General features: G+C 67.8%; 3 protein-coding genes. All 3 read left to right on the forward strand.

Features of this window, described 5'->3' with window-relative positions; all coding sequences use genetic code 11:
* The first annotated feature begins 65 nt into the window (after positions 1-65).
* From AX681_RS01050 to AX681_RS01060, 3 genes are read left to right on the forward strand one after another with little or no spacing between them, the layout of a single operon-like run.
* The gene (locus AX681_RS01050) at positions 66-752 is read left to right on the forward strand and encodes a hypothetical protein (RefSeq protein WP_066681548.1); all 687 of its coding nucleotides are present in this window, start codon (positions 66-68) and stop codon (positions 750-752) included.
* 38 nt (positions 753-790) lie between these two features.
* Positions 791-2029 carry an alkaline phosphatase family protein gene (locus tag AX681_RS01055; RefSeq protein WP_066657323.1) on the forward strand — a complete coding sequence of 413 codons (1239 nt, stop codon included), beginning with the start codon at positions 791-793 and terminating at the stop codon, positions 2027-2029.
* 41 nt (positions 2030-2070) lie between these two features.
* A complete protein-coding gene (locus tag AX681_RS01060) occupies positions 2071-2517 on the forward strand; it encodes a MaoC family dehydratase (RefSeq protein ID WP_066657325.1) in 447 nt (148 codons plus the stop codon).
* Positions 2518-2547 lie beyond the last annotated feature (30 nt).

Genomic DNA, 2547 nt, shown 5'->3' on the forward strand with positions numbered 1-2547 from the left:
TCACCACGCCATAGGTGATATGGGTCGAATCGAACCAGTGATGCGCGCTCGGCCCGCCCGCCTTCATGCACCGCCGTTCCGCACGCTATCAGACGATGTCGCCGATCGCGCATCACTGGTTCGATTCGACCCATATCACCTATGGCGTGGTGACGGCGGGCGTGCGCACGCGCCCCGTCCAGCTGGAAGCATCGGTGTTCAAGGGCCGCGAGCCGGATGAGGAGCGCTGGGGCTTCGATCCCATCAAGCTCGATTCATGGAGCCTGCGCGCGACCTTCACCCCCTCCCCCAACTGGGCGGTGCAGGTCAGCCATGGGCGGCTCGAAAGCCCCGAGGCGCTGCACGGCGGCAATGACGAGGCGCGGACCACCGCCAGCGTGCATTATGCGCGCGGCGGCCTGTCCGCGACGCTCGCCTGGTCGGCCAAGAACCGCATCCCTGGCGATACGCTCAGCGCCTGGGTGGCAGAGGCGAACTGGGACGTGGATGCGCGCCACAGCCTCTTCGGCCGCGCCGAACTGGTCCGCAATGACGAGCTGTTCCCCGAGCACAGCCACCCACTGCACGACCAGCCGTTCCGCGTCGCGCGGTTCGAAGGCGGTTACGCCTATCGCATCCCGCTGGCGGACACGGTGACGCTGGCGCTGGGCGGATCGGTCGCGGCCTATGCCAAGCCCGCCGCGCTCGATCCCTATTATGGGAAGAGCCCGGTCAGCGGCACGGCCTTTGCCAAGCTGACGCTGGGCGACTGACTCGATACCGTCATCTAAGCGCATTAGGGGCCGTCGCCATGCACTGGCTCAGGACATTGGCGGCGGCCTCGATTGCCGGGCTGCTCTACGCCTGCACCACCCCGCCTGCCGTTGCGCCGGTCCCGCCCGCGCGCCCGGTCGAGCAGCGCGCGCCGGTGACGATCCTGATCGGGATCGACGGGTTCCGCCCCGACTATCTCGATCGCGGCGTCACCCCGGTGCTGTCGCAACTGGCGGCGCAGGGCGTGCGCGCGACGATGCGTCCGTCCTTCCCGACCAAGACCTTTCCCAATTTCTACACGCTGGTCACCGGCAAGCGCCCCGACCGCCACGGCATTGTCGGCAACCGCTTCGAAGACCCCGCACGCCCCGGCGAGCGCTTCACGCTGGCGTCGGACGAACCCTATTGGTGGGATCAGGCCGAGCCGCTGTGGACCGCCGCCGAAAAGGCCGGGATACAGACGGCGGTGATGTTCTGGCCCGGCTCCGGTGTGGAGATTGGCGGCATCTACCCGCATGACTGGCAGGCGTTCGGCATGGCGGTAACCGGACGCCAGCGGGTCGATGCGATCATCGACTGGCTGCGCCGTCCCGCCGCGACCCGCCCGAAGCTGCTGGGCCTGTATTTCGACACGGTCGACACCGCCGGGCACCGCTACGGCCCCGACGCGCCCGAGACGAACGCGGCGGTGGCGGAGGTCGACGCCCTGATCAGCCGACTGACCGGCGAACTCGCCGCGCTGGGCCAGCCCGCCAACCTCGTCTTCGTCGCCGATCACGGCATGGCCGCAGTGAATGAAATCCGCCGCATCCAGCTCGACAGCGTCGTCGCCGCGAGCAACTTCCGCACGATCGAGGAAGGGCCCTATGCCGCGATCGAGCCGCAGCTGGGCCGCGAAACCGCGCTTGCGGCGGCGCTGCTGAAGCCGCATCCGCATATGGAATGCTGGCGGCGCGCGGATATCCCCGCGCGGCTCCATTATGGCCGCAACCCGCGCACGCCGTCCTTCCTGTGTCTCGCCCAGATCGGCTGGACGATCACCACCCGCCCGGCGACCGAAACGCTGCGACCCGGCGGCGCGCACGGATATGACCCCGCCGCGCCGGAGATGGCGGCGTTATTCCTCGCCCATGGTCCGGCCTTTGCGTCGGGCGTCATATTGCCAGCGTTCGACAACATCCATGTCGCGCCGCTGCTGCGTCGCCTTGCCGGCGTCCCCCAGGCCGAGGATGCCGATGGCGACCCTGCAGTGCTGGGGTCGGTCCTCAAACCCTGATACCCCTTGCCAAAATCCAGTTTCGGTCCGAAACTGATTTCATGATCTACTTCGAAGACCTGACGGTCGGGGACAAGGCCAGCTTCGGCTCCTATGCGGTCACGCGCGATGAGGTGCTGGAGTTCGCGCAGAAATACGACCCCCAGCCATTCCACATCTCCGACGAAGCGGCGGCAAAGACGCATTTCGGGCGGCTCGCGGCGAGCGGCTGGCACACCGCCGCGATGACGATGGCGATGCTAGTCGAACAGATGAAAGTGCGCCCCACCGCCAGCCTCGGCGCAGCGGGGATCGACGAGTTGCGCTGGATCAAACCGGTCTTTCCCGGCGACACGCTGCGCTGCGAGACCGAGTTGCTCGAAAAGCGCGAGTCGGAAAAACGCCCGGAAATGGGCCGCACCCGCTCGCGCATGCTGGTGTTCAACCAGCATGACGAGCCGGTGCTGAGCTTCATCGCCAACGCGATCGTGGCGCGGCGCCCCGCTTAACGCGGACGGCGATCCCGCCGGTCGCGGCGG

Source organism: Sphingomonas sp. CCH9-E2 (genome assembly GCF_001557215.1).
Lineage (GTDB): Bacteria > Pseudomonadota > Alphaproteobacteria > Sphingomonadales > Sphingomonadaceae > Sphingomonas.